This window comes from Thermodesulfatator atlanticus DSM 21156, from assembly GCF_000421585.1.
Taxonomy (GTDB): Bacteria; Desulfobacterota; Thermodesulfobacteria; order Thermodesulfobacteriales; family Thermodesulfatatoraceae; genus Thermodesulfatator; species Thermodesulfatator atlanticus.
In genome coordinates, this window is sequence record NZ_ATXH01000014.1 from 1 (window position 1) to 23,130 (window position 23,130).

Annotated in this window: 16 protein-coding genes; 6 read left to right on the top strand and 10 right to left on the bottom strand. The window is 44.8% G+C overall.

Translation table 11 applies throughout. The features are described 5' to 3' along the window. Nucleotides 1–828: 828 nt before the first annotated feature. From H528_RS0106765 to H528_RS0106780, 4 genes are all read left to right on the top strand, one after another. Complete coding sequence (locus tag H528_RS0106765) at nt 829–2,193, top strand: ammonium transporter (RefSeq protein WP_022853577.1); 1,365 nt, start codon at nt 829–831, stop codon at nt 2,191–2,193. A 5-nt stretch (nt 2,194–2,198) separates the two neighbouring features. Next, nucleotides 2,199–2,537: a P-II family nitrogen regulator gene (locus H528_RS0106770; RefSeq protein ID WP_022853578.1), complete on the top strand. Its 339-nt coding sequence runs from the start codon at nt 2,199–2,201 to the stop codon at nt 2,535–2,537. A gap of 113 nt (nt 2,538–2,650) precedes the next feature. Further along, nucleotides 2,651–3,442, top strand: a complete 792-nt coding sequence (locus H528_RS0106775; protein ID WP_022853579.1) for a TorF family putative porin — start codon at nt 2,651–2,653, stop codon at nt 3,440–3,442. A gap of 109 nt (nt 3,443–3,551) precedes the next feature. Next, complete coding sequence (locus H528_RS0106780) at nt 3,552–4,553, top strand: hypothetical protein (RefSeq protein WP_022853580.1); 1,002 nt, start codon at nt 3,552–3,554, stop codon at nt 4,551–4,553. A gap of 487 nt (nt 4,554–5,040) precedes the next feature. On the opposite strand, the gene H528_RS0106785 is transcribed toward H528_RS0106780, so the two are convergent. The 5 genes from H528_RS0106785 to H528_RS0106810 all read right to left on the bottom strand — a co-directional run bounded on the left by H528_RS0106785 (nt 5,041) and on the right by H528_RS0106810 (nt 13,296). Beyond that, complete coding sequence (locus H528_RS0106785) at nt 5,041–7,305, bottom strand: ATP-binding protein (RefSeq protein WP_022853581.1); 2,265 nt, start codon at nt 7,303–7,305, stop codon at nt 5,041–5,043. Beyond that, nucleotides 7,302–8,369, bottom strand: a complete 1,068-nt coding sequence (locus H528_RS0106790) for a metallophosphoesterase family protein (protein WP_157608173.1) — start codon at nt 8,367–8,369, stop codon at nt 7,302–7,304. The genes H528_RS0106785 and H528_RS0106790 overlap by 4 nt, the downstream gene beginning before the upstream one ends. 692 nt (nt 8,370–9,061) lie before the next feature. After that, nucleotides 9,062–9,997, bottom strand: coding sequence for a hypothetical protein (locus H528_RS0106800; protein WP_022853584.1), 936 nt, complete (start codon nt 9,995–9,997; stop codon nt 9,062–9,064). A gap of 334 nt (nt 9,998–10,331) precedes the next feature. Continuing rightward, nucleotides 10,332–12,173, bottom strand: a complete 1,842-nt coding sequence (locus H528_RS0106805) for a methyltransferase domain-containing protein (RefSeq protein ID WP_022853585.1) — start codon at nt 12,171–12,173, stop codon at nt 10,332–10,334. Between the two features lie 268 nt (nt 12,174–12,441). After that, nucleotides 12,442–13,296, bottom strand: coding sequence for a PEP-CTERM sorting domain-containing protein (locus H528_RS0106810; protein WP_022853586.1), 855 nt, complete (start codon nt 13,294–13,296; stop codon nt 12,442–12,444). A 443-nt stretch (nt 13,297–13,739) separates the two neighbouring features. Here H528_RS0106810 and H528_RS0106820 point away from each other — a divergent pair, with 443 nt between their 5' ends. After that, on the top strand, nt 13,740–14,546 hold the full coding sequence (locus H528_RS0106820) for an N-acyl amino acid synthase FeeM domain-containing protein (RefSeq protein WP_022853588.1): 807 nt from the start codon (nt 13,740–13,742) through the stop codon (nt 14,544–14,546). Here H528_RS0106820 and H528_RS0106825 read toward each other — a convergent pair. After that, nucleotides 14,543–15,250, bottom strand: a complete 708-nt coding sequence (locus H528_RS0106825; RefSeq protein WP_022853589.1) for an N-acyl amino acid synthase FeeM domain-containing protein — start codon at nt 15,248–15,250, stop codon at nt 14,543–14,545. The genes H528_RS0106820 and H528_RS0106825 overlap by 4 nt on opposite strands. A gap of 267 nt (nt 15,251–15,517) precedes the next feature. Between H528_RS0106825 and H528_RS0106830 the strand changes: the two genes are divergently transcribed. Then, entirely contained in the window at nt 15,518–16,408 is an 891-nt protein-coding gene (locus H528_RS0106830) for an N-acyl amino acid synthase FeeM domain-containing protein (RefSeq protein ID WP_157608175.1), read from the top strand. A 474-nt stretch (nt 16,409–16,882) separates the two neighbouring features. Here H528_RS0106830 and H528_RS0106835 read toward each other — a convergent pair whose 3' ends face one another. From H528_RS0106835 to H528_RS0106855, 4 genes are all read right to left on the bottom strand, one after another. Next, entirely contained in the window at nt 16,883–19,123 is a 2,241-nt protein-coding gene (locus H528_RS0106835) for an efflux RND transporter permease subunit (RefSeq protein ID WP_022853591.1), read from the bottom strand. Between the two features lie 549 nt (nt 19,124–19,672). Beyond that, nucleotides 19,673–21,022, bottom strand: a complete 1,350-nt coding sequence (locus H528_RS0106845) for a DUF1302 family protein (RefSeq protein WP_342664971.1) — start codon at nt 21,020–21,022, stop codon at nt 19,673–19,675. Then, nucleotides 21,016–21,771 carry an outer membrane lipoprotein-sorting protein gene (locus tag H528_RS0106850; RefSeq protein ID WP_022853594.1) on the bottom strand — a complete coding sequence of 252 codons (756 nt, stop codon included), beginning with the start codon at nt 21,769–21,771 and terminating at the stop codon, nt 21,016–21,018. The genes H528_RS0106845 and H528_RS0106850 overlap by 7 nt, the downstream gene beginning before the upstream one ends. 658 nt (nt 21,772–22,429) lie before the next feature. After that, entirely contained in the window at nt 22,430–23,113 is a 684-nt protein-coding gene (locus H528_RS0106855; RefSeq protein ID WP_022853595.1) for a hypothetical protein, read from the bottom strand. Between the last annotated feature and the right edge of the window lie 17 nt (nt 23,114–23,130).

Consider the following 23,130-nt stretch of genomic DNA (forward strand, 5'->3'; position numbering starts at 1 on the left):
CGAGCGCTTTTTTGCGTGTCATTGCGAGGCACGAAGCAATCTCAGGTAGCAGATTTGTAGAGGTTCTAAAGGTTTTAGAGGTTGTCGAGGTTTGGATTGAATGGGTATCGAAAGCACTATTTTTGTCAGTCATTGCGAGCGAACACAGTGAGCGAAGCAATCTTATGAGATCACTTCGGCGTGCGATAGCACGCCTCGTGATGACGGTGTAGCTGGGATCGTGCGGGTGTACAAGTAGCCTCGCTATGACACCTTCGCGGATAAAATGTGTTCCCATTAATATTTCATCCTGAGCCTTTCTTTTTTGGGTTTCCCTTTTTGTCATCCTGAGCTGAACGTTAGTGAGGCGAAGGATCCATAGATCGACCTGTAGATGCTTTGGTCGCTAACGTTCTTCAGCATGATAAAATAAGGTGCTCTCTCAGCATTAAATACCTAACGTCATTAGGATCCGTTCCCATTTTTCGTACAAAAAATAGGAACTGATCCCGGGCAGCAAAGTTTACCGAAAAATGCTTCCTGCAATGATTGATTGCCTGTCACCAATAAGCCACCACCTGTTGCCTAACGCCTAGTGCCTAGTGCCCGGTGCCAAGTGTGTGCCATTTATGCTTTCGCAAAAAAAAAACTAACAATTGTAAGTTTACTGTTTACAAATTTGTTTCAGTTTGTTTTGGTCCCCGTAAAATTTTTTAACAGTTTCGTAATTTTCTCATAAACCTTAAAGACTTCTACTGGTCTTTACCTTGATAGCAAAGACAAAGGGTTAACTGGCACATTAGTTGCTTAATAAAGTGACAAATAAAAATTTTAGAGGGAGGTATAGCAATGGGCAGATGGCGTTTTTTTTCATTAGTAGGTCTTTTCTTGTTGTTTCTAGCCCCGGCAGTCTTGGCTGCTGATCCCACCGGGGCTGAGGCTATCAAGTCGGATCCAGGTAAGGCGGTTGACTTTGTTTGGGTTCTTCTTTGTGGTTTCTTAGTTATGTTCATGCAGGCTGGTTTTGCCTGCGTAGAGGCTGGTTTTTGCCGGGCCAAAAACGCTACCAACCTTCTTATGAAAAACCTGATGGACTTTTGTATTGGTTCTTTGATTTTTTGGGCCATTGGTTACGCCTTTCTTATGGGTAATGATTGGCATGGCTTAATTGGTACTTCTGGTTTTTTCCTGGCAGGTGACGGCTACGATGTTGACAATTACTTGGCCTTTTTCTGGCAGCTTGTCTTTGCTGCTACGGCAGCCACCATCGTATCCGGAGCCGTGGCCGAGCGTATTAAGTTTAAGGCTTACTTCCTATATTCCATGGCTATTGTAGGTACTATTTATCCTATTTATGCCCACTGGGTATGGGGTGGCGGCTGGCTTTCTAAGCTTCCCTTTGGTCTTGGGCACCTTGACTTTGCAGGCTCTGGTGTAGTTCACGCCGTTGGTGGCTTGGTTGGTCTTGCCGGTGCCATGGTGCTTGGCCCTCGTTATGGGAAGTTTGACAAGAACGGAAAACCGCGGGCTATTCCCGGGCACAATATTCCCTTGGCAGCCCTGGGTGTCTTCATCTTATGGTTTGGCTGGTATGGTTTTAACCCAGGTTCTACTTTTTCTGCGCATCACTTAAGGATTTCGGTGATTGCGGTTAACACCACTTTGGCTGCGGCAGCGGCAGCGGTAACAGCCATGCTCATTATCCTGGCCAAGACCAAAAAATTCGACCTTGGTATGTCCTTAAACGGAGTTCTTGCTGGGCTGGTAGCTATTACCGCTCCCTGTGCCTGGGTTGAGTCATGGGCCGCAGTGGTCATTGGTATTATCGCTGGGTTTATCCTGGTAGGTGGCGTATATTTGCTTGAGGCCCTCAAGATTGACGACCCTGTTGGTGCGGTACCTGTCCACGGTTTTAACGGCTTGTGGGGTATTATTTCCGTTGGAATTTTTGCGGACGGCACCTACGGCAACTATGCTATTGAGCCGCCTTTTGTGAAAGGGCTTCTTTACGGTGGTGGTGTTGACCAGCTCATTGCCCAGCTAATTGGTGCGGTGGTGCTTTTCATCTGGGCCTTTGGTGCTGGTTACGTGCTTTTTAAGGTGCTTGATATCCTGGTGGGCATCCGTGTTGATCCCCGTGAAGAGATTCAGGGTGTGGATATCATCGAACACGGAACCCCTGCTTATCCTGAATTTTACGTGATTAGGAGGTAAACAAAATGAAGGAGATAAGAGCCATAATAAGGCCAGAAAAACTACAAGACGTGCTCGAAGCCCTGGAAAAGGCAGGGCATCCAGGAGTGACCGTAGCCCAGGTGGAAGGTCACGGACGCCAGGCAGGGCTTGTGGAACAGTTCCGTGGCCGTGAGTTTAGGGTTGACCTGTTACCTAAAATGGAAGTAAGGGTTGTTTGTAAGGATGAAGACTTGGAACGACTTTTCAAGGTGATTGCTGAGGCTGCGCGTACCGGCGAAATAGGAGACGGAAAAATCTTTGTTTACGACGTGGTCGATGCCATGCGCATAAGAAGTGGCGAACGAGGCGAAGCCGCCATATAGGTCTTACCTCCTCCTGCTTTACGTAACACGGGGAAGGTGTTAACCTTCCCCGCCTTTAGGAGTAGGAGTTGCATGAGACACAAAAAATCAAAATAAATAAAGGAGGTTTAAGTATGGATCGGATTAGGAATTGGTTGGTGGGAGCTTGTCTGATGGTATGTGTGCTTTTGGCAGGTTTTTCTCAGGCCAAGGCGGAAGATGTTTCCGCGGATTTTTCGGTTGACGTGCTTAGCCAGTACATCTGGCGCGGCATGGCCTTCTCTGATGATTCTCTTGTGGTTCAGCCTTCTATGACCATTGGCTACAAAGCTCTTTCTCTCAACTTCTGGGGCAACTACGACACCGACCTTGTTGGTGCTGACCAAGCTGAGTGGACTGAGACGGATTTCACCGTGGACTATACCTTTGAAGGGCTACCTTATGGTTTAAGCGCTAACGTGGGCACCATCTATTACGCGCTTGATGGGTTTCCGGACTCCTTTGAACTTTATGCCGGGCTTTCGGGCACCTGCCCTGTTACCGGGATCAACGCCGGTATCACCGTCTATAAGGAAATTTCCCATTATCCTGGCTGGTGGATTGAACTTTCTGCGGACAGAAGCTTTGCTCTCCCCTGGTACAATGCTTCCTTAGACCTTGGTGCTACCGCCCTTTACCTTAGCTCTGATGATCCAAAAGATGGTTATGCTGATCCTGATAACACTAATGATGGCTATTCTGGCTGGATGAACATGAATCTTAGCGCTTCTTTGAGCATCCCTGTAACCAAACAGATCACCGTTACTCCCCAGATCGCATACTCTTTTGCTTTAAGCAGTGATGCCAAAAAAGTTATCAAAAAAGCCTCTGTTACTGATAACCATGATTTCCTCTACGGTGGCGTGGGGGTAAGCATTAGCTTCTAACGTTTTCAAGGGCCGGGCACATGCCTGGCCTTTTTGCGACTTGTTCTCAATTGTCCCGTCCTGTTTTTCCTGGTAAAATAAACCCTGAATACTAAAAAGGCCTTTTAAGTTGTATTTAGCAAGACAAAAGCACGGAAAATTTACCTACTATTTTATTCGTGAGTCTTATTTTGCCGATGGTTTGTGGCGCAGTAGAGATCTTTTAGCCCTTGGTCGCAACCCTTCGCGCTATATCATCTATCCGGGTGGCAATAGCTTTTATATCGACGAAGTTATTATCACCGAGCTCGCCAAACAAGGCATTAAGACCGACCAATTCGAACTAGAGAAAATCTTTTGGCCCTTTGTGCGTCCACATATCCGCCGGGTGGTTGATAATTTTTCGGCTCATCACGTCGTAAAAAGGCAAAAGATCTCTTTTCGGGAACAGCTTGCCCGCCAAAAGAATTATCACATCTTTGATTGTCGGCGTCTTTTGTTTTTGAAATTTGGCGGCACCAATATCGACTTTTTGTTGAACAAACCTCTGTCTTTTCTCAATGTCTTATATGAGAAAAGCCGCGATGAAATCGAACAATACATTATGGCTGCAGAAGATAAGTTGCGGCCCAAAGAGACACTGGCCTACATCTACACTTCTTTTGGGTTAGCCAGGCATTTTGCCCATCGTTTGAGCAAATATCATCCTGAAGCCCAGATGCTTGAAGAGCTCGACAAGGCTTTTCTTGAAGAGCTCTGCAAGCTTTCAGAGGATGCAAGCTACCGCATGGGGCTTTCGCAAGAAACCGTTTTGAAGGACTACCTTTCGCGTTACGTAATCATGTATTTTGATCGCCTGGAGGCCCAGCGACGCTTTTTTGAGGCCCATCAAGCCCACCTGGCGGCACGCCAGCGTGAAAATTTACATGAGGTTTTGGCCAAGGCAGCAGCCCTTTTTCAGGTCTCAGAGCAAGCCCTTTTGCGCATGGGGAAAGAAGAAATTTCAAGCCTTTTTCGAAAAAGGGCACGTGAACTTCATCCCGATCAGGGGGGAGACCACGAGGCCTTTATCAGATTACGCAGGCTTTACGAAGAACTCATGAAACTTCGCGGTTTTCATCGGGTTAGATAACAACTTTTTAGATCGATCTGGATCCTTCGCTCCGCTCAGGATGACAGTTTCCTATCCTGTCATGCCGAGGTTGCGAAGCGACCGAAGCATCCACTGGTCGATTAAACGGGCTAAAGGCAAAAGGCTAAGGCCGAAAGGCTGGCAGTGATCAGTGGCCTGTGATCTGTGAGCAGTGATCGGTGTGTTGGATAGGTTCTAGAGGTTGTAGAGGTTGTAGAGGGTTGGGATCCGTTCCCGTTTTTTCGGAATGAAAATGGGAACGGATCCTTCTCCAAGCAGCTGTCCCGGGGAAGTGTCATTTTGAGCGAATGCCTGCTATTTGGTCATGCGAGCGAACTGAGTGAGCGAAGCAATCTAGATCTATCATTGTGTCAGGCACAGGGATCACTTCTTCCGCCTTAATGGATCTCCTCTCGTTACCAGTCAGATGATCAGGTGATAGGGCTCCGTGTTATCCCTTTAAGTGTCCCCAGAAGTAGCAAAATTTTTACTTGTGAGCGCTCATTACAATGACCTGCCAGCCAGTTTCTGCCAGATTTTTGAGGATAGAGATGGTTCTTTCCCTGCGGTGTTTGTCAAAATAGGCAAAGGGTTCATCAAAAAGGAAAAAGGCCTCTCGCTTAAAAAAGAGCCTTACCAGGGCCAAACGTGCAGCCAAAAGAAGCTGTGCCCTGGTGCCGTCAGACAGCCTGTCAATCTCAAAACGTTTGCCATCATCCCTTACGGCTTCCCAGTTTTTGGCAAAAGCTTCTCGGTCGAAAAAAAGGCTTTCTTCTTTAAAGGAAACTTTTTGGTATCTTCCACCAGTTATCAGGGAAAAGTACTTGGCAACGTGTTCTTCAAAATTGCGGAGATATTCTCTGTTAAGCTCGGCATTCAAGCGTGCCAGCAAGTCCGCAGAAATACGCAGGACTTTTTCCAGGCGGTTTAAGCGCAAAATTTTCTGCTCAAGGCGCGCTTTTTCCCTGAGGAGATCCTCAAAACGGGCAAGATCTGGCTCACGCTTCACTCTTTCTTCAAAGCGAACTCGTTCTATCTCTAGATCGTTAAGCTTTTGTTCCATTTGTAAAAGGCTCTTTTCTGCTTGCGAGATCTTTTCCGAAATGTCTTTGAGACTTAAGCCCTCGTAGGCTCGCAGGGTTTTTAAGGAAAGTTTTTCTTCAAAATCCCGCGGGAAACTTTTTATTTCATCTTCAAGGGCCGAAAGCTTTTCTGAGAGGGTTTTACTTCTTTCCCTTGCTTGAAAGATCTCCTGTTGGAGTTTTCTTTCCTGAATCTCATGCCTTGTAAGTTCTTCTTTAAGCTTTTCGTGTTCTTTTCTTTTGGTCTCAAGCGAGGCCAAAGAAGCAAAAAGAGACTCAAGTTCTTTTGTAAGTCCGTTTTTCTGTTTCAAGAGCTCATCAAGACTTTCGTAGTATTTAGTCTGTTCGTAAAGCCCTTTGAGTTCTCGTAACTTCTTGATAATTGATAAGAGGTTTTCTGGGCTGCCGAATTTTTGTCCAAGTTTTTCCTCGCGCTCGGAAAGATCCGCCACCTTAGTATCAGCAAAAATGTCAAGGCAAAGGTCCTGATACTCAAGACGTACCCTACCTTGAAAAGCTATTTCTTGCCCTTCAGCAGGAATTCTATTTACAAATACCTGGCCCTTGGCAGAAAGGATCTTGATGAGACCCCGAGCCCGTTTTTTAAGGGCTAAAAACGTCTTCCAGTCACGAAGGCTGGTTTCAAGGGCCTCTGGATCTAGATTTTTACTATCTCCAAGTGCAGCTTCTTTTTGCTGGATTTCCTTAAAAAGGCAAAGCCCCTTTTCAACCCTTTGTAAACGATCTTTGAGAACTTTTATCTTTTCCTTGGCGGCAATAAGCTTTGCTATTTCTTCGTTTTGTTTTTCTATGTGTTTTTTTAAAGAGCTGATTTTTTCCGCAAGATTTAAGACTTCCCGGTTTAGTTTTTCTTCCCTAGCAACTAAATTTTTAAGCTCTTTTTCAAGGTTTTCTTTTTCCTGTTCAAGGGCACGCAGCTCAAGATAAGCCCGCATGTGTTTTAATTGTTCGTATTTTTGCAAAAGCTCTTTTTGCTTCTGGCTCAAATTTTTTATTTCTTCTTTGATTTTCTTGAGGTTTTTTTTGTTTTTTTCGAATTCTTCTTTTTCTCGCAAAAGCGAGGAAAGTTTTTCTTCAAGATCTAAAAGTTTTTCCTCAAGGGCCCTTTTTTGCTGGCCAAAGGGCTTTTGGCGAAGCCCGGCACGTTGAAGGATAAACTCGTTTCGTATGCGATTCTCAAGGTTTTCAACACTTGCTGAGCGAAGCACTGCATCGAAGATGTCTTTTAGGCCCCGGGTTGCCCCTACAGAAAGATCGCGTTCTTTTAAGACCAAAAGCCCTTCTAACACGTGGGGAAAATGCTGATAGCCTTTAGCTGCCAAAAATTTTTTGATACCCTGGGGGCTTTCAAGCTCGGTACCGTCTTTGCCTTTTAGGAAGACCCTTTCTTCCTGGGCGTTTATTTTGAGTTCGTAAGTATCTTCCTGAATGACAAAGGCGATTTTGATAACCGGGGGGATTTCTTTGCCTTCGGTTTTTTTGGGGATAAGGCTTGCGGGATTTAAAGAAAACGCATCGACAATGCCTTCAATAATGGTTGATTTGCCGAATTCGTTTGCTTCGTTAATGAAATTAAGGCCTTCTTTGAAGCTGAACTCGCTTTCTTCAAGGATTTTGTAGTTTTTAAAGACTGCCTTTATGAGTTTCATTTCAGGTATTTTTCTTCCAGAAAGGATTTAAGAGCTGAGGGCTTTTGTGAGACTAAAAGCCCGTAAAGGACAAACTCCCGCACTTCATCCTGAAGTTCATCCGGGACCTCTTCAAGTAGTTTCTCAAAGGTTTGATAGAAGATGAGGTCTGCCTTGGGGATTTCCGCCCCCTCTGCGATTTGTATGTGCCCGGGAAAGTGTTTGCAAAGTGCGGCAAGCTCTTCTTTGAAGTTTTCAAGGTAGGATTCAACGCGCAAAAAAGTATGTTCAAAATCAAGGTTCTTGATCTTGTCCAGGTCGTTTTCGCTCATTACACACAGGCGCAGAAAAGAAGGGGCTCCTTCGAGCACCTTTCGCTCAACTAAAAGGCCCTTTGGCGCGAGACTGACTTCAAGATAACCGCTCAGGGCCTTTTCTCCGGGGAGATACTCGAATTGGACAAAGGCTCCGCTATAAAAGGCGTTTTCCGCAAGCTTTTTAAACCCGTGGTAATGCCCAAGAGCCAGGTAATCGAAGCTTGAAAGAACTTCCTGGGGAAGGGGAGTTTCGTAAGCCTGATTTGGGCCAAAGGCTCCGTGCATTATGGCTACGTGATAATCAGCTGAAGGAAAAAGAGAAACATCAGGAAAAGCAAAAAAGCCGGCATAAAAGCCGATTTTTTTCCCTGAAAAGTCTATCAACGTGGCGGAGTTATCGGGCGTAAGAAGGTTTATATGTTGAGCTTCAAGGTATGGTTTTATTTCCGGGCGCAAATAAACAGAATCCGGGCCAAAGGCATCATGGCCTGAGATTTCGCCTTGGTGAAAGCTTCCACCTCCAGGGATAAGGACAAAGCAAAGCTCTGGGAACTCACAAAGTATCTCAAAAAAACTCCTAGCAAGGGTGGTCAGCACTGCGTTTGAGTCAAAAATATCCCCTGCGAGTATTATCGCAAAAACACCTTCATTTTCTGCCTTGCGTAAGATCTCTTTTAATTTTTTGAGCACCAGGGCGTCTCTTTTGCCAGCAGAAAAAGAAGGAGCCGATGCCCCAAGATGTAAGTCTGATAGGTGATACAGTTTCATTTTTAAATTTAAGTTTTTATTGCCAGGATCCTTACGGTTGTGCTTGCAAAACTGATCTCGGCAATTTTTTAAAAGTCTCTTTCATTTTATTTTTTGCAGAGCCTTATCTTAATAAAAATTCTTTTATCCGACAAAGTGTCGTGGCGAGCGGATTTGTAGGCCGACAAAGCAATTTCATAGGATAGCTTTGGTCGCTTAGAACCATCTGTGGATTCTTCAGGTGCTAACGCACCTTCAGAATGACACAGAAGGGGGCGCTCCCTTGCTATGACAATGGAAATGCGGTGCTCGCAAGGATACTTCCACGGGACAGCTACTTAGAGAAGGATCCGTTCCCATTTTTCGTTCCGGAAAATGGGAACGGATCCCAACCTCTACAACCTCTAGAACCTCTAGAACCTCTACAACCTCTAGAACCTATCCAACATACCGATCACAGCTCACAGGTTACTGATCACTGCCAACCTTTCGCCGTTTGCCCTTAGCCCTCTAATCTTCCTGTGGATGCTTCGGTCGCTTACGCTCCCTCAGCATGACAGTGTCAAGTGGTCATCCTGAGCGGAGCGTCAGCGAAGCGAAGGATCCAACAATCGATCAGTGGGATGCTTTGGTCGCTTCGTCCCCGGCATGGCTGGACAGGGGTGGATTCTTCGGGTGCTAACTCCCTCAGCATGAAAAACAGGGATTGTCATTTAAAGAAGTTTTTGCAAAAGGGCTTCGATTTTTTCCCTGCTACCGATAAAGACATCGTAAATCCAGATAGCCCCGAAAAAAACACTTACCGGAATCATTATTTTCAGCAAAAAGCGGCGTTTAGTCTGCCAAATTTCCTTGAAAGAAACTGTTAAGAAAGCCGCATACATACAAAGAATTGGCACAAGGGGCAGGTGATAGCGCGAGTGTCCGAAGACCAAGGCGTGAATAGCGGTAAAATAAAGAATGATTAACCAGAAAAACCAAAGCGCGGTGCAGCTGCTTGTTAGAACTTTCTTTTTTGTGAGGCAGGTACTGGTTTCCCAAAAAAGCCCGGAAAAACCGAAAATTGCTACTAAAACATAAGCCAGAAGAATGCTTAAGGCAAAGACTATTTCAAGGAACCTGTTTTGAAGGCCTGGAAAATAGTCTTTTTGCATTCCTGCAATGATAGTGCGTTCAAGCTGCCAGAAGTTGGCTGCTTTTATTACGGTGCGCAGGGCGGTAAGGCCAGGATGTTCTTTCATAAAGGCAAGCGCTTCCTTAATAGCCCAGCGTTGCTTTTCAGCTTCGTTAAGCGAGGCAAGTTCTTTTTCATGTCCGTGATACCAGGCAATTTCAGGGGGGTTATCCACTGCTGCCCAGGCGCGATGTAAGGGGGTGTGTTCGTAATTTCCCATGTAGAGGTTTAGCCCCCCCATGGTATCTACCGCTACAAAATGGCCAAAGGTTTGGTAGTTACGTATTATCCAGGGGGAAAGCGTAACAAAAACAGCCAGGAAAAAGACAAGGCCTACCAAAAGACCCTGGCGCTTATTGGGCCAGACGAGAAAAAGAAAAACTGCTACAAAAGGGGTTAAGGGGTAAGGGATGCTTCGTACCAGACTTGCAAGCCCCCAAAAAACTCCGGCTAGAGCTATGTAAAACCACGGCATTTTATGCTCCCGTGAGCTTTTTCGTGACATTTTAACTTAAATTCACTGACACGTGCGAACATTTTCAGGATTTATGAGAGTTTTTCGTCCTGGCTATCCTTAGGATCCGTTCCTATTTTTCGTTCCGAAAAATGGGAACGGATCCCAACCCCTAGAACCTCTAGAACCTTTACAACCTACCTATCACAGATCACAGATCTCGCCTTACGCCCACAGTTCACTCCCTACGGGAATTGAAGGGTGGGTGAACAGGTAATAGGCGAGTAGGAAATTTGCGCCATTGGGTAAGGGCGACCTATGCGTCGCCCCTACATTCGCATTTGGAGCCCTGTTTTTATGAGATGACGAAATCAGTTACCGGTTTACGAGGGGCGCGGGCGGAAGGTGGTTCTGCCACGCCAAAACGCAAAAACATCAGGCAATTTTTAAGCCCTAGGCGCTCAAAGCCCCTTGCTATTTTTTGCATAAAAAACTGATGCCTGGCAGTAAAATCAAACCATCTTCCCTTTTGCCAGCGAATCATAAAAAGAGGCGCTGCGGCAAGGGGTTGTGCAAAAAGACCCATTTCAGTCAAGGAAAGCCACGCGCGCTCACAAGCCCTTCCCACGTTAAAGTAGGCCTTTTCATCAAGGCTTTCGGCACAAAAGGCCATTATCCCGCTAGAGGACAAAGCAAGCTTTTTAGTGTGCTCTGCCATGGCCCTGGCAAAGCCTAGTTTATTAAGATTTTTCATTACCGACCAAGGCCTGGTAGCTTTGAGCACAAGCTCCCCAGGGGCGCCTGCTTCAAGAGATTTGATGGGCATGCCGTCTCCCAATACCTGGCAAGAAGGGCACCAGCGGATGGTGTCGTGCAAAAATTCGTGAAGGTCTTTTCTTTCCACCCGGATTAGGTCTGCCAGATAAAGCAATTCAGCAAGGTCTTCTAGCTTTTTCCCCTCTAAGATCTTTACTTCTATGCCAAGGTCTTTGCCGCAGGAGATAATCTTTTCCCGGGCTTTTTCCGTTAGGTCTTTTCTTTCATAAAGCTTACGGTTGGTAGTGCGCTTGACAACAGGGCTTTTTAGCAAGATGTCTTCAAGATCGGCTTTCTCTTTTGGCCATTTAATCTTCAACACGACAAGTTTATGATAGCGGTCTTGTTTTTCAGGGGAAAACTCAAAATTATGCCCGATATGGGCTTTTTCTAAGAGGTAGCTTGCGTTTTCAAGGGCAGCACCCACGGCAAAGATGGTGGCGTTTTGCTCGAAATTGAAAAAAGAGGTATCAACCACAGGGTCATAAAGAAAATGGATGGTGTTCTCACCTTCTAGCTTAAAGCGCCAGGGCTGAAGGTTATCCCCTGAAGGTGCCCAACTTGCTGCTTTAAGTACGGTTTCAATTTCAGGGGATAGTTTAGTTTCAGGCTTGGGTAAGTGCCAGTCATAGGGCTTAGAGATGTAAAAACTGGTAGCAATTCTTATCTGAGGGGGCACGGGAACCTTGAAATATTTTTTCCGGCGTCTTGAGGAAGGGCGCTCAAGGCTCTGGTGGGTTACAAACTGATAAGTCACCCGTGCGCCAGGGATGGCAATTATCTGGGCAAGCTCACACCATTCTTCTTTACTCAGGGCAGCTTTGATGGAGTCTTCATACTCTTTTTTCATGAGTTCAGTATAAGTGGCACCGAAAACGTTGACGTGAAAAGCCCTTTCAAGGGGTGTGAGGCGGATGAGGTCGCGCACTAGGATGGCGGCGTCTTTTTTGGCCACTCTTTTTATTTCGCGCAAAAGCTCTATGGGCTGCGGGATATGGTGGAGCATATTATGGCAATACACACAATCAAAACTCTCAGAAGGAAAGGGAATGTTTTTGGCGTCAGCTTTCATGAAATTAATGCGTTCAAGCACGCCTTCTTTTTGGGCATTTTCCCGGGCAACGGTGAGCATATTTTCAGAAAGATCCACCGCCACGATAGAAATTTTTGGGCAAAGCTTGGCAAGCTCTATAGCCAAGTGACCTGTGCCTGTGCCAATATCAAGGAATAGGCCTTCTTCAGGGGCGAAGTTGATAATGGTTTCAAGAAAGCCAAAGTGCAAAATTTTTAAGTATTTGCGTACCAGGCCATCATAAGCCCGCACTTCTTCTAGGGAAAGCATCACTTCTAATTCTAAGACGCGTTCTGGTAGTTTGAGCATTTTTAATTTCCCTTTAAGTTGCTATTTACTCTATAAAATCATGTGAGATAGGCATAGTTCGCCGTAGCAATATCACCTTGGTCCGTGATCAAGAGGCGACTTGTTTTTTCGTGGTCTCTTTATTCTTCCGGCATATTAACATAGATTCAGATTTTTTTATAAATTGTTATTACAAAGATCAAATGGCCTTTTCTTAAAATTTATCGAAAAAGAAGAAAGGGGCCTTTAAGGCCCCTTTCTTAAATAATTTTTATGATGAAATTTTTTTTTACTTGGTGCGTTTTCTTACGACACTTCCCACAAGGAGCATGCCAGCGCCCAAAAGTACCAGGGTGGCAGGCTCTGGAGTGGCCCCGTAAACAGGGTCTTCAGATTTAAGGTCGAAATCTGTCAGTGAATCGGGAGAAAAGCTAAACTTAAGCCAGATATCTGCTTCGGGGTCAATGGCATCGGGATCTTGAGGGACAATTCCATCTGCTGCCATAGCAGCTAAAACTGCGTTGCGGTCTTGGTCAAAAATTTCCCACATGGTCCCTACATTAGGAACTACCTTTAAATAGGCCTGACCATCTCCTTGGGGGGGATTATTGGTATCGTTAGTTCTTCCCGCGGCGATGGTTTCGTTATCTCCAGGTACTACACCATAGGTGAATTCAAAACGGGCAAGCAAAGTTCCACCATTGGTAATACCGGCAAATTCTTCGGTGCTTGTACGGTTTGCAGGGTCAACGATAGAAACATCCCAGTCTTCGTTCCACTCATAAAGTTCTAAATAAGCACCAGTATCAGCTGCATGCATCTTGTAATCAAGGGTATTATTATCCCACTCAGCCAAGTCCAAGCCCCAGAAGAAAATTCTTAAAGAGTTATTATCTCCAGCAACATCACTCCATACTTGGGGCTGGTTAGGATCTGTGAGATCATAAATGCTGGTCATGCGAGCAATACCCCAGTTGTCCTCAATTCCATCCGCTGAAACCTGACCAGGCACTGCGTTTGGATTAAAGTATTCCCAATTGGTGAATTTACCCTTCCAGATAGTGGGCCACTGGATAGCAAATGCACTGGTGCTGATAAAAAGCGCCAGCAAAATAACACTCAAATAAATACTAAACTTTCTCATCCCTTTCCTCCTTTTACTTTTAATTTTTGTTTTTTTTCGAAAACAGGTTAATTGAACTGCTAACAAAATTTTTAAATCCCATCCCACCTCCTTTTAAACTTTTTGTTTGTTTTCTATTTAGAATGCAAGGACTGTGCCAAAAATAGACACATTTTTCAAAAGAAAAATGAAAGAAAAATACCCTTTTGGGACCATAAAAATGCTTTGTGTCCTTTTCCAATGGGAAAATTTTTTCTCACTATGGGAAAAATTTTTCCCATTTCGTTAAAACGCTAGCCAAAAAAATAGTTAAAAAATGCAAAGATCTCTTTCTTTTTTTTGAGAACATGGCTATCTTTTGTCCTGTGCAGAAAGTTAAAAAGTGAGGATTTCCTCAAAATAGGAGGGGGCTTACGAAAGGCGAAAACTCTTGGTGGCAGCGCAGGCGCTTACTGCTTTCCAAAGTGCCTGATGTTCTTAAAAGCAGCGCATACAAGGCCTCTTTTGCCAAAAATAGAGAAGATTTCAGGAAAGCCTTCTCTTTGGTGTATAGTCGTTATTTGGCCTGCAAATTGATCCACCCCAATGAAAGGGAACTTTTTTACACACCCTACCAGGCACTTCCTGAGAGCAGGGTTTGTCTGGGATTTAAGCTATCCGGCACAAACAAAACCCTTGTGAGCACGGCCACCGTTGTGCTTGATTCGCAGTTGGGCCTTCCAAGCGACAGCACTTACCAAGCAGAACTGGATGCCTTAAGAGACCAAGGCCGCAAACTTGCAGAAATAACCTGTCTTGCTGCAGAGCGTGACTTTTGCTATCGGAATGGTCTTCTTTATGTCTTTCGTCTCCTATACCGCTACGCACGCAAAAAAGGCGCTACCGATTTTGTTATTTCTATTCATCCAAAGCACAGGGAGTTCTATGAAAAAATTTTCCTATTTACGCCTATAGGTCCGGTGAGATACTACAAAAATCTTTATGATGCTCCCGCTATCCTTGAACGTCTTGACCTTACCACTGTCAGGGAAAAATATTACTCCCTTTATGGAGAGTTCCCTGAAGGGCGTCTTTTTGCTGATTTTTTGTTGGATATAAGCTTTTTAAGCGATATTTGGGAGCTTTCGCGTATTACGAACATGAAATCTAAAGATTTTTGGCATTTTTATATGGACTTCTGGAGACTTTTTCCTTCTTTTCCTCCACATTTTCAGAGGTTCTTTTCTCTTCACTTTGATATGGTCCTTTCAGAAAGACGCTTGATTGCTTAATATAAAGGTCTCTTAAAAAATAGATATAAGTTGTAATCTTTAGGAAATTCGCTGTATATTTCTTTATATTCTTTTTCTGCATGGATTAAATCTAGATGTGCCAAAAGAGCAGTAACATTTCTAAAACGTGGATAAGTTCTTTCTTTAAAACACCTGAATCGTAAAATTTTTTTATAAAAACTTCTATGTTTCGGTTTGATTACTACTACGATATCAGTATATCTTTTTTGCTCGATATATTTATAAAGCATCTTAAAAAGAATGAAATAAGCGTTTCTTGCCTGTAAATTTGGCAAAGCTGCAAGAGAACATAGTTCAACTAACTTTTTCCCTTGGGCTCTTAATTCATCCAATATGTCTTGGTATATTCCGTCACAAGGAAGGCCTCTTTTCAGTTTATCAAATACGATAGTTGCCGTGCAAATGGGCTTTTCAAAATTGGAGTCATTTTTAAGATAAGCAGCTACTACTTTAGTATCAGGAAATAAATGATATTTTGTAACCCATAGGCCATTAGGCTGAGGTTCTATAATGCCGGCGTCTATATAGCGCTCATGAACAAATCTATAGATAGTTTTTAACTCTTTAGGTTTTTCAACAAATTTTACTATTAGATTTTGTTGCCACTGGTAAACGTGTTCTGCGAACTTTGAAAGCTTAAGACGCCTTAAAATCCAATGCTGTTCTTTTTTGCTATCTCTCATAATTTATCCTTATTTTTTATTTATCGATAAAAAGAGTGGATTAATAAAATCCGCCTCCTTTATTACTGGGAGCATTAGACACTGACGTTGTTAAGCTCCGCTCCTTTTTTCATAAAAAATGGGAACGGATACCCGTAAGCAATGTTGGCTAAAAAATGCTCCCAGCAATGGGTGAGGGAGAATATCTTTTTTCAAAAATGTCATTTATTTTTCAAGACTATCAAACCGATAAAAACTGTAGAGATCAAAATAAAAGGAAGGGAAAATATGTTAGCACAAGAGGCTGAACAAATATCTAAACCAGAGCTTCCTATTGAAATACGACGCAGGCGCAGGCGTATGATGCTTTCGCGCATTCCGGAATGCCTTAAAAAAAGAATTGTTAAAATTTCTTTTTGTACTAAAAAAGAAGAGTTCGAAGAGGCCTTCAATCTTCTCTACCGTCGCTACCACGCGGTAGGGCTCCTTCCTCGCCAGCCAGAGGAAATTTTTTTCACCCCGTATCAAGCTCTGCCAGATAGCCGGGTTTGTATTGCTCGCGACATGAAAACCGGAAAGGTTACTAGTACTGCTACCCTGGTGATTGACTCAGAGCTAGGACTTCCCAGTGATTCCTTGTACAAAGACATTATTGACAAGTTGCGCAAAGAGGGCCGCAAACTCGCTGAATTCACCTGCCTTGCCGCAGAAACGGATATCTACAGCAGAAACGGGCTTTTTTACGTGTTTCGTATGCTTTATAAATACGCTGCCAAGCAGGGGGTAACTGATCTCGTTATCTCGGTTCATCCCAAGCATAGTACTTTTTATGAACTTACTCTTCTTTTTGAGCGCATAGGCCCGCTTCGCTATTATCCCAACCTGGTCGATGCTCCGGCTTATCTTGAAAGGCTTGAGCTTGTCGATGTGCAAAAAAAATACGAAGAAGCCTACCTCCCCTTTAAGGAAGGTGAAATCATCGTAGATTTCTTCTTCCTTAGAAGATATCCGGAAGATATTTCCGAGCTCAGTAAGCCCCGCAATATGACCTCAGACATTTTTAGTTACTTTTTTCTTGAGCGGACGAATAAATTCGAAAGCCTTGAACCCAAGTTCAAAGAATTTTTCCTAAATTATTATGGGCCGGGGTGTTTGAACAAGAAAGAGGCTTTAGCCTGAGATTGCTTTGCCTTTGGTGCTTGCAATGACACTTCACGGCCGAATAACATCTATTTTTTACAACTCACAGATTGTCGTTACTTATTACGGAGAACATTTTTTAGGTGAAAGCTCTCGGGAGCCGTTCCCATTTTTTGGTTCCGAAAAATGGGAACGGTTAAGGGGACAGGCCAGAGAGAGTTTTTCCCTTTCTCATCTGAGCCACTCCTTCTTTGTCATTCTGAGCCGAAGCGTTGGCGAGGCGAAGAATCCCTTAATCGACCTGTAGATTCTTCGGGCCAACGGCCCTCATAATGACAGGGTAGGGGTTGTCTTACTGAGCCGAAGACAGAAAAATCTATTAATCGCTTAATTGATCGGTGGATGCTTTGGGCCCTTTTGCTTCCTCAGCTGACAAGTAGAGATTGCCGCCATGAGCCGAGGCTCTGAACTACAGGCGAAGGGCCTGGCGCAGTATCCCCCGCGGGTAGTTTTTCAGAAGATTTTTCGGCCAACGTAAATCAGCGCCGGAAGAAGGAGCATATCAGCCAAAAGGGCAAGCCCTATTACCAGGGCGCAAAGCATACCAAACTGTACCGTGGGGATAAACTTTGAGACGCCCAAGACCAAAAAGGCGGCTACCAACGCCAGCGAGGTAGTTAAAACTGCGGTGCCCTTCTGCCGCAAGGTGGTTCTAACCGCGTTTATCGGGTCTTCTCCTTTGCGATTGCGCCGATAGCGTACTAAAAAGTGAATGGTGTCATCAACAGCTATACCTATGGCTACCGCTGAGATCGTAGCGGTAGAGGTGTTAAGAGGGATGCCCGCTAAAGCCATAAAGCCAAAATTGGCTACCAAGGGAAAGACGTTTGAGGGGATCGCAAGAATCCCCATTTTAAAGGAACGCAAGACAAGGAACATAATCCCAAAGATGAGAAAGGCCGCGGTCAAAAGGCTTTCCACCTGGCTGTTTACGATATCATCTGCGGTGCGATTAACAAGATAAGTTTTGCCTGTTATGGAAAATTCAACGCCTGTTCCAGCAAAGACTTTTTGAAGTTCCTGGCTAAGCTCTTTTACGGCTTTGTTAATTTCAACGGAACTGTGTTCAGGGGTGCGTGCTGAGATACGCGCCCAGTTCTGGTCTTCGTTTAAGAAGTGCTCTAGCTCGGTGCCCCCGTAAAGGAGCAAATATTGGGCAAGAAGTTCCCGGCTTTCTGGTACGCTAAAGAACTTAGGGTCTTCGTTATGAAACGCCCGGTTCATGAGCTTAAAAAACTCTGCCGGCGAAACGACCTTTGAAAACATAGGGTGTTTTTCAAGCCAGCTGGCTACTTCGTCTATTTTTTTAAGTAGTGCAGGGTCAAGGAAATCTCCTTTTGGGTTTTTTAATGAAATTTCTATGGTTTGCGCACCACCAAGGTGTCGGTCCACAAAGATTACGTCTTGATATACCGGGGTTGAATGATGGAAAAAGTCAATCACATTGGTGTCAACTTTGATATGGTCGGCAATTGATAGGCTGACAACAAAAACGAAGACAAAAACAATGAGTACTTTTTTAGCCCACCAGGGATAAGAATCTACAAGGGGATTGATGATCCCTTTATTGAAGCCGATCCTGAAACGACCCTTGGCAATCCAGGGGAGCAAAAAGGCAAAAAGGGTGAAGGTTAAGAAATATTCTGCAAACATGGCAAGGGCTGCCGCGCCACCAAATTCACGGATAGAAGGAACACGAGAGACCATGAGCGAGGCAAAGCCAATGGCAGTGGTAAGGCTTGTGAGAAAACAAGGGACCCAGGTTTCTGCGACTACTTGAGAAATAGAACGCCTACCTTCGGGAAGTTTGAAATAGCTTGTGGCTACGTGGATTACGTCTGAAAGGGCTAAAGCCATAGTCAGAGGCGCAAGAATCGAGGTCATGGGGCTTAAAGCACCTCCCACAAGGTTAAGGGAGGCCATGGCCGCAAGGAGGGAAAGATTGATAATGAGTCCTGCCCCAAGTACTGCACGCCAGGAATGCAAAAAGGCATAGACTAAAAAACACAAAAGCACAAAACAGCCAGGAACGAATATCATCAAGTCTTTGTTCATATAGGCGGCCATGTTGACGTTTACTACCGGCCAGCCCGCCAGGTGAATCTCAAGCCCATCTGGTAAAGGATGTTCAGCGAGGACTTTTTCTACTTTGTGAAGTAGGCGGTTTTCAAAATTTAAGTCTTCACCCTGATAGGCGGTGCGCAGTAAAATCATCGTGGTGAGGAAGTCTTTGGAGACGAGATTTTCGTAAATAAGGGGATTTTTTCGCGCACGTTCTCTTATTTGCGCAAGTATTTTCGGGTCTTTTGGGATTTCTTCTCCTACCAGAGGTTCAACTGAAAATATTTCTTCTCCACCTTTTACGTCCTCAACGTTGGTGAGAGAAAGTACACTTTCCACTTCGTTAATTTCTTCAAAGGCTGAAGTAAGCTCTTGGATATACGCAAGGGTGCTTGGGGTGAAAATGTTTTCTTTGGCGTGAATTACCACGGCGATGCCGTCGTCTGCGCCAAATTGTGCGCGAAATTTTTCGTAAAAGTGCCAGAGGTTGTCCCGCGGGATGATGGCATCTGTTGAGGTGACCACCGGAAGGGTGGCGGCTTGCCAGGCACAAAAGAAAATAAACAGGGCGACAGCCACAAGCCAAGGCTTTTTAAACTTCAGTACGTAACGTTCATAAAAAGAGTGTGCCATTTTTTAGCCCTTATAAGAAGTATTTTCGACCGTTATGCCAAACGACTTGTACGTTTACGCAAGAGAGGACAGGCCAGGGGGCCTGTCCCCTTGTCACGCCAGGCGAGTTTTGCGCCTGCGCTTTTTTTCGTTTCGAAAAATGGGAACGGATCCAGCTTGCTGCTCTTCGACCTGTGGATGCTTCGGGGGCTGATGCCCCCTCAGCATGACAGTGATGATTTGTCATCCTGAGCGAAGCGAAGGATCCACAGCTAGCCTCCAGGCGAAGAATCCACCAATCGACCTGTGGATGCTTCGGTCTCTTCGCTTCCTCAGCATGACAAGTAGGAATGGATATTTCGGGCCTGACGACCCTCAGCATGGCAGCATAGGGGCAGTAGATGCTTTGGTCTCTTTGATCTCTCAGCATGACATTAATAAGGTGGATAATTCGGTTGCCTTGCTCCCTTGCCGTGGCAAAAATATGTCCTGCAATAACGAACAAATCGCAACGCAATATCGGGAAGAACATTTCTTGCTTTCATTTAATAACTTATCGGAAAGGTTTATTTAGAAATTCAGTTCCAGACCTAAATAAACTTGGTCGTTATGGTCAAACACATCGAAAAAAGTCCCCTGAGGCCCGTCAATCAGATGAAGCCCGGCAAATATTTCGAAATCGTCTGTTATTTTGTAAGCAATCTCAGGGTTCAAGAAATATCCCCGGGTGGTGATGCCGTAAGTACCATCAAGGCGTATTTCTAGGAAATCTTGCAGAAAACTTTTTGAAAGGCGCACAAAAATATATGAATCAAGCTTTGGGTCAAAGAGGATGTCTTCGCTCCAACCAAGTATTCTTTGTTGCAAGAACTGGAGGTTAAGATAAAGGCCAGACTCAAAGCGATAATCAATCCCGATGACCCACTGGAGATAAGGCTTTTTTACAGCTTCAAGATTTTTCTTTAGAAAAACGCGGCTGGTGTGGTAGGCAACTTCACCCCTTACTCCCATGTCGTGAAAAGTAGTTTCAAAGGCAAAACCAAAGATGCTATCCCGCGGATAGCTGACATAAATGGTGTCTCCGGTAATGTTTAAAGATGGGAGCTGTGCCCTTAAGTCTTTCAAAGGTTCAGCAGGGTGTTCAAGCCAGAGGCCCTTTACCGGATAATCTTCCACGTAGTAGTAAAAAGACCTGTCGTGGGCGTAGAGATAGGATACTTCCCAGTCAACCCCTTTGTTGGTGCCACTTAAGCGCAGGCCCCATTCAGCGTTTTTAAGACCAACTGGTGGTTCGTCTTTTTTAAGCTTGAGGTTTAGTGCCTGAAAGATAGGGTCTCTGGCAAGCTCTTTGCGCAGGTGGTCAAATACGGCCCAGTCTGAGTCAAAGTCATCGCGCTCCGGCCACAGGGGCCAGAGGGTAAAAACCCCTTCAAGGGTGAAGCTATCCTGAAAGTATTGTAGGCGTAGCCAGGGCCAGGGGCGCTGTCTTTCTTCTAAACGCAGGGTGAAAAGCTCGCGCATGTCCTGACGTGTTAGGTTATCCAGAATCGTAAGCTCATCGACTTTGCCCCAGCGGATAATTTGGTTCCCGATGGTTAGTTCAAAGGCTCTTCCAACATAGCGAAGGTAAGTTTCCCAGGGTTCTACCCGGGTTTCTTCGCGGGTGTTTTTGTTGCCATAATATGCCAGACGGTCTAACAGGACTCCTGTTTTGATATCTAGGCTGTAAGAGGGAGAAAAGCGCGCCTCAAGACGCAGTTTTTCGTGGTCAAGCCGCTGATCTTCAATGGCCTTGTCGTGCTTTAAATCAATAGCACCGCGGGCGAAAAATCTTCCAGAAAAGTCAAATTTTTCCGCTCCGTAAGCCGAATTCCAAAGAAAGAACCCCAGAATTATGGCAAGTAAGGCCTTCTTTACCAGCGCTCAAGGCTCCTTTTGGTAAAGATTGACGGATCAAGTCCTTGATCATATACGATTTTATTTATTTTGAGAATGGTTTTATGCTTATTTTTTAAATCTTCCATTTCAGAGGAAAGCACAGTCCAGTATCCTTGGATTTTTTTCCATTCTTTGGCGGTAAATCTTTTTGAGAGGCGGCCTTTACGATCGTAAAGGTCAATGCGCACTGGCAAAAAGCCTTCTTTGGTTATCCATTGAATCCAGTATCCGTAGATGGAGTCCTTTTTCTTTTTGGGCCAGGATTTGACCACGTAGCAAGGGTCCCCCTGAAAAGGCTCTTCTTTTAGAAGTTCGTGATGATATTTGGGAGGATAGTGCCTTTCTAGGTCCTCGTAAATAAAGTCCGAGTTAACAAAGCGATGAAACCTGAAAGAGCCAGCGATGCGGCGGGTACGCTTAAGGGCAGGGAGATAGAGAAATTGGTCTTCGTCGCCATTGTGGTAGGCAATGGACAAAAAGGCGGTGCCAGCGATGTCTTTAGGTGAGAGAAAGCGGATAAGGGTATAGCGGGCCTTTTGGTCTTCGCGGAAGTAAACTTTCATTGTTCGCGTTTTTTCACGCCCACTTGCACTTTTTAAAATCATGACACTTTCTGCAAGAGAGTCTTTGCCCTGCGGGCGGTTATAGACCTTCCAGGCAATTTCTTCTCCGGTAAGGGCCCAAACTGGGTTTGCTATGGCAATTATAAGTAAAACAAGAAATGCACGCATAGTGACCTCCGTTTTTGTTGTTGGCCGTTATTAGCAATTGCTCATAACGAAAATACTAAAAAGCGTCGCTGGACAGGCCCCCTGGCCTGTCCCCTTAGGCCTATTTTTACAGGACCGGGAGCATTTTTTAGCAAACATTGTTTCGGGGATGGATCCTTAAAATATGCGTTTTGCCCCAATAGTATTAATCGGCTAAGCCCTTTTTCAGGGCAAATATAACACGAGACCATGTCTTGTGGTCCATTCTCGGATCCGTTGCCACCATCGACCTGTGGATTCTTCGGGCCCAACGGCCCTCAGAATGACGAGGTAGGAATGTGGATTCTTCGGTCGCTTACGCTTCCTCAGAAGAAATTGTGGGTTTGTCCTCCTGATCTGTTCCCTCTTTATCATCCTGATCTGTTCCTGCTTGTCTTCCTGGTCCGCTCTTTCTTAGTCATTCAGGTCTGCTCCTTCTAGTCATTCGGGTCTGCTCCTTCTAGTCATCCTGTTCTGCTCCTTCTTAGTCTTCCTGGTCCGCTCTTTCTTAGTCATTCTGAGCCACTCTTTCTTAGTCATTCTGAGCCGCAGGCGAAGAATCCATTAATCGACCTGTTTTTTCGGGCTTGACGGTCCCTCGGAATGACGATGTCAAGTTGTCACCCTGAGCTTTCCCCTTTCAGTCACCTGAGCGCAGTGAAGGATCAAGCAAGATTCCTTTTGCCTCAGGAATGAGACCGAGCAGGGCAGGGAGGTGACGCCACCCACCAATGTGAACTAAGGGTCTTTTTTGTTTTGCAAGTTTTTTGATTTTAAAGGCCAGGTGTCTTTCTCTCACAATATCTTCTTCTGTTTTTTCCGGCTCATAAAGGCCAGCCAGGAACAATTTGGCAAGAGTCAGTTCGCGAGAAAAAGACACGTCTAAAAGACTTAGTTTTCTTAAATTGTCTGGGGAAAGGCTCTCTTCGAGCTCCCTTAAATATTTTTGGGCCGGCCGGTTTAAATCTATGGGTACTGCAGGCGCCAGCTTTAAACTCTTTGCCACCTGGAACTCATAAGGCATGCGTAGTGTTTCGCGCAGTGACGCAAGGGCATCATTTAAGGGAATCTTTTCCTGAAGGATTAGTTTATCAAAAGTTTTAAGCCATCTTTTTTCGTTTTGGCGTCTTTTGGCAAGGGAATAAGGGCTTATTTCAACGGTAATTATTTTTGGTTTTAGGCAAAAGAGGACTTCTTTTAATAGTTCAGGGCCTTTTTTTACGCGATGAATGGTACCTAAAATGATAATATCACTTTTGGGCAGGTTTTCTTTGGGGTAAACGTATATTTGCCTGTCTTTGTTTTCCTTGGCACAATATTTCATCTCAACAAATTTATAAC

Bases quoted from the DNA above. Each gene is read 5' to 3' on its own strand.
- H528_RS0106765 (WP_022853577.1), top strand. From the start codon at position 829: ATGGGCAGATGGCGTTTTTTTTCATTAGTAGGTCTTTTCTTGTTGTTT.
- H528_RS0106770 (WP_022853578.1), top strand. From the start codon at position 2,199: ATGAAGGAGATAAGAGCCATAATAAGGCCAGAAAAACTACAAGACGTG.
- H528_RS0106775 (WP_022853579.1), top strand. From the start codon at position 2,651: ATGGATCGGATTAGGAATTGGTTGGTGGGAGCTTGTCTGATGGTATGT.
- H528_RS0106785 (WP_022853581.1), bottom strand. From the start codon at position 7,305: ATGAAACTCATAAAGGCAGTCTTTAAAAACTACAAAATCCTTGAAGAA.
- H528_RS0106790 (WP_157608173.1), bottom strand. From the start codon at position 8,369: ATGAAACTGTATCACCTATCAGACTTACATCTTGGGGCATCGGCTCCT.
- H528_RS0106800 (WP_022853584.1), bottom strand. From the start codon at position 9,997: ATGCCGTGGTTTTACATAGCTCTAGCCGGAGTTTTTTGGGGGCTTGCA.
- H528_RS0106805 (WP_022853585.1), bottom strand. From the start codon at position 12,173: ATGCTCAAACTACCAGAACGCGTCTTAGAATTAGAAGTGATGCTTTCC.
- H528_RS0106810 (WP_022853586.1), bottom strand. From the start codon at position 13,296: ATGAGAAAGTTTAGTATTTATTTGAGTGTTATTTTGCTGGCGCTTTTT.
- H528_RS0106825 (WP_022853589.1), bottom strand. From the start codon at position 15,250: ATGAGAGATAGCAAAAAAGAACAGCATTGGATTTTAAGGCGTCTTAAG.
- H528_RS0106830 (WP_157608175.1), top strand. From the start codon at position 15,518: ATGTTAGCACAAGAGGCTGAACAAATATCTAAACCAGAGCTTCCTATT.
- H528_RS0106835 (WP_022853591.1), bottom strand. From the start codon at position 19,123: ATGGCACACTCTTTTTATGAACGTTACGTACTGAAGTTTAAAAAGCCT.
- H528_RS0106850 (WP_022853594.1), bottom strand. From the start codon at position 21,771: ATGCGTGCATTTCTTGTTTTACTTATAATTGCCATAGCAAACCCAGTT.
- H528_RS0106855 (WP_022853595.1), bottom strand. From the start codon at position 23,113: ATGAAATATTGTGCCAAGGAAAACAAAGACAGGCAAATATACGTTTAC.